This window comes from Corynebacterium kalidii (genome assembly GCF_022869005.1).
Lineage (GTDB): Bacteria > Actinomycetota > Actinomycetes > Mycobacteriales > Mycobacteriaceae > Corynebacterium > Corynebacterium kalidii.
The window spans coordinates 99,652-106,035 of record NZ_JALIEA010000016.1 but is presented as its reverse complement, the minus strand read 5'-3'; the positions used below and the strand labels follow the sequence as shown (position 1 = coordinate 106,035).

The window sequence follows — 6,384 nt, the reverse complement described above, 5'->3', positions numbered from 1 at the left end:
CACGGCGACAGACTTTTCGCGTTCGTGTTTTCCCGTGCGTGGTCAGACCCTGGTCAGACCCTGGTCAGCCCCTGGTCACAGGTCCTCCGAGGACAGGTACCGCAGCTTCGCCGAGAGCACCTGGATCTCGGGCCGGGAGGCCACCAGACGCTCCACGGATTCGAGGACCTCCACGACATGGTCGCGGTCCCCGCTGACCGCCGAGGCGCCGATACCGGTACGGCGGTGCAGGTCACGGTGGTCGACCTCGGCCACGGAGATACCGAATCTGCGCTGCACCTCCGCGATCACCGGCCGCACCACGGAGCGCTTCTGCTTGAGGGAATGGACGTCGCCGAGCAGGACATCGAGTTCAAGAGTTCCGATCCACATATGGGCGGTAACACTAGCCCACTCCAGGTCAGAGGAACAGCCCGACACCGTTCCCGGACAGCTCAACGGGTGGTGCCGCCTGTCCAGCACCTCCAGGGATCAGCCGGCGACCTCCGGGACACGACCCAACGGGTACCTCCGGCAAGGTTTCGGGACGTCGAAACTGATACTGAGGAAACGCCGGATCTCCGGGTCCCCACAGGCCAGAAGACTCGTGTCCGCGTGGAAGTAGCAGGGTTCGGTACGTACCAGCATCAGGAAAATCATGAGGTAGGCGGGGTCACAGTGCCAGGCGACACGGTCGCGGTCTCCGATAGTCACCTCAAGCCGGCCGGGCCCATCGTCACCCCAACTTCCGGCACCGTTCACCCGGACCACCGGCTCAAAACCCCCGGCGTCGAAGCTCCCCATCGGCAGGAACCGCACGCCGCCGTTCCGACCGTGGCCCACACCGTCGCCGTCGCATGTCTTCCGTCGTTCCTCGGCGATCGTCATTTCTCGTCACACCTCCGGAATCCGGTCCGTTCAGCGTCCTCGTCATCACCACACCAGGCCGGATAGAGTACGTATCTCCCTGTCCGCCTGCCGTAGTCGTCCCTCCGGACGCCGGCAAGGGACTTGGAGAACGGGATGTACACCACCTCTCCGAACACGGAGTGCCGGGCCAACATGGTCACCCGGTCCGGGTCGTGGTTCCATCCGAGGTAGGTCTCGCCGTCGAGGACAGCCTCGAACCACCCCGCCCCGAGGTCGTTCAGCGTCACCTTCCTGCACCGTTCCGGAAATTCGATCTGGAACTCGCCGAGCTTCCTGCCCTGGATGTAGTGAACAGTATGGCCTGGTAGATAGAGGTTGCAGCGTGTTGTACGCATGATGCTCCTTGTGATCCGCAGTTTCCCCGCGCAACTGCCGAAGGCGGGGCCGATCGTCGTCCGGGGGCACCGATGTACGCGACACGGTTGCCAGTCACCCACTCCGTCCGGGACCGGGCGGAAGCTGCACTGGTGCAGAAACCACGGGGTGAACTTCTTGATCGTGCCGACAACCTTAACAGGTACAGACCAAGCTGTCTATTTTCGTGTGCTTGACCCTATCACGGTGTCAGGGTGTCCACTGACACCATGAACCTCGCACACCCTGACCCGTCGACCCGGCTACGCGCCGCACTGGACGCCGGCACCACCCGCGGCTCCGGCGTGGGCGACCTCATCGCCCGCTGCGCCGTGGAACCGGACTTCTTCGTCCGTGACATGCTGACCTGGGCCCTCACCAGGCACCCTGCGGAGCTCACCGTGCCCGCACTGCTCGACGAACTGCGCTCCACCGTCCCGCAGGCCCGGTCCCAGGCACTGCACACGCTGTCGAAGATCGGCGACGCGGCCCCTGTTCCGGTCTACCCGCACATCACCGACGCCCTGGTCGGGGACGCCGACGACGAGGTCGCGCGCACCGCCTGGCGGACCGCCGTCGGATGCGTCCCCCACCGGGACGCAGGACGCCTCGCCACCCGGCTGTCCAGCCAACTCGGCCGCGGCCCACGGGAGCTCCGCCGCAGCCTGAGCCGGGCCTACCTCGACCTCGGCGAAGCCGGCCGGGCAGCCCTGGAGTCCGTCTCCGCCACAGGAGCCACAGAAGCCACAGGACTCACAGGCCCCGCCGGGATCCACGCCGCGACCACCCTGGTCCTGCTCGACGACCCCGACTACGGCTTCGACTCCGCGGAATACACCGTCACCGGCCCACGGCCGGACCCGCACCGGGACCACTAGGATCGGGGACATGCTCATCGGCGAGGTGGCCGGACGTACCGGCGTCAGCGTGCGCATGCTGCGGTACTACGACGCGCACGGCCTGGTCACGCCGTCGCACCGCACGAGCGGCGGCTACCGGGACTACTCCCGTGCCGACCTGGAGCGGCTCATGAAGGTCGAGTCCCTCCGGTCACTGGGCATGGGCGTCGCGGAGGTCCGGGCCGCCCTCGACGCCACGGACGCCAGCGGCGCCACCGGTGTCGCCGCCGTCGTCGACCGGTTACGGGCCGAGACCCTGCAGCGCATCGACGAGGAGCAGGCCCTCCTCGCCCAGCTGGACTCCCTGCGGGGCCACGGGGACAACGCCCCCGACAGCTGGGACGACGTCCTGGCCGTCACGTCCCTGCTCACCGCCCTGCGCTCACGCCACCCCGTCGACCGGCAGGCCGCGGCCCTGCGCAGCGTCCCGGGCCTGGCCACGGACGCCCTCGTCACCTCCTACCTCGCGGAGAGCGACCCGAACGCCGCCGGAACACTGCGCTGGTCGCTGGCACGTGCCGGGGAGGACGTGGTCCCTCCGCTCGTGGCCCGGGTCGACTCCGCGGACGCCCCCACGCGCCTGCGCATCGTCGAGGCGCTCGACGCCGTGGCGGGTGCCGGGGACGCCACCGCCGCTCCCCAGGCTGAGCCGGCTGAGCCGTCTGATCCGACTGCACTGACCGCGCTGCAGACCCTCGCCGACGATCCGGACCCCACCGTCCGCTCCCGCGCCGTCCTGGCCGTCGCCCGCCGGACGGACCAGGCGCCGGACGCCCGCCTCACCGGCCGGCTGGTGTCCCTGGTCACCGACGGCGACCACGACGTCGACGCCGCCGAGGCGCTCACCTCACTCTGCCGACGGCACCCGGAGGCCGGGGAGGCGGTCGTCGCACACCTCGTCGCCGCCGGGTCCCACGTGTCAGCCGCATCAGCCGCATCCGCCGCAGCACGCCTGCGGACGGTCCAGGCACTGGCCGAACTCGCCGACAGCGTCGCCGCGGCCGTGCCGGCACTCGCAGGTTTCACCGCCGACCCCGACCGCACCGTCGCACGCACGGCCCTGGCACTCAGCCGTCCGTCGCGAGACGGGCGAACGTGTCGAGGTCGTTGAACCGGCCGTGCAGCATCTCGGCGTCGCGCGCCGTCCCCTCGTGCCGGAACCCGGCGTTGACCGCGACGGCGCAGGACGCCCTGTTCACCGGGTTCGCCTTGATCTGGACCCGGTGGACCCGGTAGTCGAAGAGGAACTCGGTGACCAGGCGCACCACCGCCGTCATCAGGCCGCGTCCCCGCAGGTGCGGTGCGGTGGTGTACCCGAGCTCCACGCACCGGGCCTCCCTGCTGACCAGCCGCACCTCCAGGGTTCCGCCGAACCCGCCCGGCGCGTCCGGGTCGTCGACGATCCACAGCATCGCCACCGGTGAGCGGGCCATCGTGCGGAGAAAGGCCGCGGCGTCGTCCCGGGAGTAGTCCTCCTCGAGGTGGGTGAAGCGTCGCGAGTCCTCGTGCCGGCTGGAGGTGACCAGGCCCCGGAGGTCACTGTCGACCGGTGCCCGCAGCCGCAGTGCCGTCCCGTCCCCGGTGCCCCCCACGATGTCCCCCACGATGTCTGCGGACGGCAGGGGCCAGCTCAACGGGGTGTCGGGATCGGTCATACCGTCCCAGGCTACTCCCCCAGCAGCCAGTCGTTCGGTCCGAAGAGCTCCACGTTCACCGCGGCGGGACGCACCGTCGTCGCGGCCGTCTCCAGCTGCGTGCGGATGTCCTGCAGGAACGCGGTACCGCCGCACAGGTACCACGCGGCGTCGGCGGGTACCACGGATGTCGCGGCGAGGTCGGCCACGTCCACCACCCCCTGGGCGGGGCCGGCCTCCCGGTAGCGCTCCACGACCCGGACGGTGGCGCCGGCGTCCCGCAGGGCGGCGACGTAGCCGGCGGTGACCTTGCGCTGGGCGTAGGTGTCCTCGGTGTCGTCGGCGTGGATCACCGTCACCGTCGGAGCGGTGCCGGCGGCGGCCAACGCCGACAGCATCCCGGTCATCGGTGTGGACCCGATGCCCGAGCTCACCAGCACCACCGGGGTCTCCCCGGCCAGCACGGAGTCGGAGAGCACCAGGTCGCCGGCCGGAAGGGTCGCGTCCACCCGGTCGCCGACGGCCAGGGTGTCCAGCAGTGCCGTCGACACCTCCCCGTCCCGCTGGACCGCGACGGTGAATCCGTCGGTGTCCCAGTCCACCAGCGAGTACTGGCGCAGCTGGCGGGCACCGTCCTCAAGGACCACCCCGAGGGACACGTACTGGCCGGCGCGGGCACCGGCGAACCCGTCGGCGGTGAAGGTGAACTCGGTGACTGTGTCGGACAGGTCGCGGCGGTGCGCCAGGACGGCGTCGCGGAAGACGTCACCGGGTTCGACACCCGCCGCCTGGTAGAGGCCCGATTCGGCGTCGATGAGCACCTCCGCCATGAGCCAGTACACCTCGTCCCACGCCTCGGCGACGTCCGGGGTCACGGCCTCGCCGAGGACCTCGACGATCGCGGCGAAGAGGTGGTCGTGGACGATCTGGTACTGGTCGGCGGTGATCCCGAGGGAGACGTGCTTGTGCGCGATCCGGGACAGCATCGCCACCGGGTCCGGGGCCTTCGGGTCGACGAGCATGGTGGCGAAGGTGGCCACCGAGGCGGCCAACGCCTTCTGCTGGCCACCGGAGCGCTGGTTGCCACGGTTGAAGGTGTCGCGGATGAGCTCCGGGTGCGCGTCGAACATGCGGTTGTAGAAGACCGGGGTGATCTCGTTGATGTGCGCGCCGATGACCGGCAGCGTCGCGACCACCGTCGCCTCGTGTTCCGGGGTGAGGCGGCGGGTGCGGACGGAGTCGGACAGCAGTGTCGTGGTGGTGGACATGGGTGGGTTCCTTACTCGTCGGTGTCGTAGGTGCGGGGCGCCGGGGTCGTGGGCATCCCCACGCTGACCGGCCCGGTCGGGGCTCCGGCGGCGTTGCGGTCGATGAGCTCGCCCAGTGCGATGCCGTCGAAGGTCGAGAAGAAATTCTCCTGGGCGTCGGCGAGCAGGTGCCGCAGTGAGCAGTCGCGTCGGGCCAGTGGGCAGGGGGTGTCGCCGTCGCAGTCCACGACTTCGTGGCGGCCCTCCAGGTCACGCAGCAGCGTGCCCACGTCGACCGAGCGTGCGCCGTCGGCCAGGTACACCCCACCGCTCCGGCCCCGGACCGATCCGAGGATCCCCGCGCCGGTAAGCCGGGCGACGACCTTCTTCACGTGCGACGCCGGTGCCGCGGTTTGGACCGCGAGCTCACCGATGGTGCGGCGCTGGGCGGGGTCGGTGGCCCCGGCGGCCCCGGTGTCACCGAGGATCATCAGCGCCCGGAGCCCCAGGTCAGTGAACTTCGTGAGGTGCATGGACACCACGGTAGGCCCCGACGGCGGCAAAGGTACATCTGAGATGGCCCATAAAAGAGAGGGTCCCGGGCAGGTCAGGATACGGTGATGTGCCGCGCACCGGCGCATTCGGTGCGGCGGTGCCGCAGTGGATTGATCTCCGTCACATTTTCGCGGTGGCAGGCGTCCGGGGGTGGTGTCCTCCCCCGCGTGAGGCCCCTACACCGGGGACGGCGCGGGAGGCGAGCCGGGGTCCGGGTGTGCAGGGTGGCAGAGCTCCCCGTCAGCCGGGCAGGGGTGCCGGGCGTTTCGGGGGTCGACATCGACCGTCGGCTCTGCCGTCTGGCCGGTGACTCTGCCACCACATGTCCCCCGCGCATGTGGTCAGGGCCCCCGGGGTGAAGCCCCTACACCGGGAACCGGGGGTTCAGCAGGCCGGACCCCACCGGGACGTCGGCCGGGTCGTCGCTGAGCGTGACCTGCTCGTTGGCGCCGTCGACGAAGACGACGCGGGGGTTGTAGTCCTTGAGCTCCTCGGAGCTGTACTGGCCGTAGGCGATGATGATCACCAGGTCACCGGGGTGGACCAGGTGGGCGGCGGCACCGTTGATCGAGATCATCCCCGAGCCGCGCTCGCCGGTGATGGCGTACGTGGTCAGGCGGGCGCCGTTGTCGACGTCGACGATGTCGATCTGCTCGCCCTCGAGCAGGTCGGCGGACTCCATCAGGTCGGCGTCGATGGTGCAGGAGCCGACGTAGTGCAGGTCGGCCTGGGTGACGGTCGCCCGATGGATCTTGGACTTCATCATGGTGCGGATCACGTCAGAAA

Annotated in this window: 9 protein-coding genes and 1 riboswitch; of the genes, 2 read left to right on the top strand and 7 right to left on the bottom strand. The window is 70.0% G+C overall.

The window, feature by feature from the left end:
• Positions 1-75: 75 nt before the first annotated feature.
• From MUN33_RS10070 to MUN33_RS10060, 3 genes are all read right to left on the bottom strand, one after another.
• On the bottom strand, positions 76-372 hold the full coding sequence (locus tag MUN33_RS10070) for a DUF503 domain-containing protein (protein WP_244804783.1): 297 nt from the start codon (positions 370-372) through the stop codon (positions 76-78).
• A gap of 99 nt (positions 373-471) precedes the next feature.
• A complete protein-coding gene (locus MUN33_RS10065) occupies positions 472-867 on the bottom strand; it encodes a hypothetical protein (RefSeq protein WP_244804782.1) in 396 nt (131 codons plus the stop codon).
• Positions 864-1,244, bottom strand: a complete 381-nt coding sequence (locus MUN33_RS10060) for a hypothetical protein (RefSeq protein ID WP_244804781.1) — start codon at positions 1,242-1,244, stop codon at positions 864-866. The genes MUN33_RS10065 and MUN33_RS10060 overlap by 4 nt, the downstream gene beginning before the upstream one ends.
• A gap of 12 nt (positions 1,245-1,256) precedes the next feature.
• A riboswitch (SAM riboswitch) is annotated at positions 1,257-1,407 on the bottom strand.
• A gap of 86 nt (positions 1,408-1,493) precedes the next feature.
• On the opposite strand from MUN33_RS10060, the gene MUN33_RS10055 reads away from it, so the two are divergent.
• On the top strand, positions 1,494-2,141 hold the full coding sequence (locus tag MUN33_RS10055; RefSeq protein WP_244804780.1) for a HEAT repeat domain-containing protein: 648 nt from the start codon (positions 1,494-1,496) through the stop codon (positions 2,139-2,141).
• 10 nt (positions 2,142-2,151) lie between these two features.
• Positions 2,152-3,273: a helix-turn-helix domain-containing protein gene (locus MUN33_RS10050; RefSeq protein ID WP_244804779.1), complete on the top strand. Its 1,122-nt coding sequence runs from the start codon at positions 2,152-2,154 to the stop codon at positions 3,271-3,273.
• On the opposite strand, the gene MUN33_RS10045 is transcribed toward MUN33_RS10050, so the two are convergent.
• From MUN33_RS10045 to panD, 4 genes are all read right to left on the bottom strand, one after another.
• Positions 3,230-3,817 (bottom strand): GNAT family N-acetyltransferase, encoded by a 588-nt coding sequence (locus MUN33_RS10045; RefSeq protein WP_244804778.1) that lies wholly within the window; start codon positions 3,815-3,817, stop codon positions 3,230-3,232. The two genes, MUN33_RS10050 and MUN33_RS10045, sit on opposite strands and share 44 nt — an antisense overlap.
• Positions 3,818-3,828: 11 nt before the next feature.
• Positions 3,829-5,064 carry a globin domain-containing protein gene (locus MUN33_RS10040; protein ID WP_244804777.1) on the bottom strand — a complete coding sequence of 412 codons (1,236 nt, stop codon included), beginning with the start codon at positions 5,062-5,064 and terminating at the stop codon, positions 3,829-3,831.
• Between the two features lie 11 nt (positions 5,065-5,075).
• Positions 5,076-5,576: an RrF2 family transcriptional regulator gene (locus MUN33_RS10035; RefSeq protein ID WP_244804776.1), complete on the bottom strand. Its 501-nt coding sequence runs from the start codon at positions 5,574-5,576 to the stop codon at positions 5,076-5,078.
• Positions 5,577-5,962: 386 nt separating this feature from the next.
• Entirely contained in the window at positions 5,963-6,376 is a 414-nt protein-coding gene (gene panD, locus MUN33_RS10030; protein ID WP_244804775.1) for an aspartate 1-decarboxylase, read from the bottom strand.
• Positions 6,377-6,384 lie beyond the last annotated feature (8 nt).

Coding starts and splice junctions, on each gene's coding strand:
- MUN33_RS10070 (WP_244804783.1), bottom strand. CDS start 372: ATGTGGATCGGAACTCTTGAACTCGATGTCCTGCTCGGCGACGTCCAT.
- MUN33_RS10065 (WP_244804782.1), bottom strand. CDS start 867: ATGACGATCGCCGAGGAACGACGGAAGACATGCGACGGCGACGGTGTG.
- MUN33_RS10060 (WP_244804781.1), bottom strand. CDS start 1,244: ATGCGTACAACACGCTGCAACCTCTATCTACCAGGCCATACTGTTCAC.
- MUN33_RS10055 (WP_244804780.1), top strand. CDS start 1,494: ATGAACCTCGCACACCCTGACCCGTCGACCCGGCTACGCGCCGCACTG.
- MUN33_RS10050 (WP_244804779.1), top strand. CDS start 2,152: ATGCTCATCGGCGAGGTGGCCGGACGTACCGGCGTCAGCGTGCGCATG.
- MUN33_RS10045 (WP_244804778.1), bottom strand. CDS start 3,817: ATGACCGATCCCGACACCCCGTTGAGCTGGCCCCTGCCGTCCGCAGAC.
- MUN33_RS10040 (WP_244804777.1), bottom strand. CDS start 5,064: ATGTCCACCACCACGACACTGCTGTCCGACTCCGTCCGCACCCGCCGC.
- MUN33_RS10035 (WP_244804776.1), bottom strand. CDS start 5,576: ATGCACCTCACGAAGTTCACTGACCTGGGGCTCCGGGCGCTGATGATC.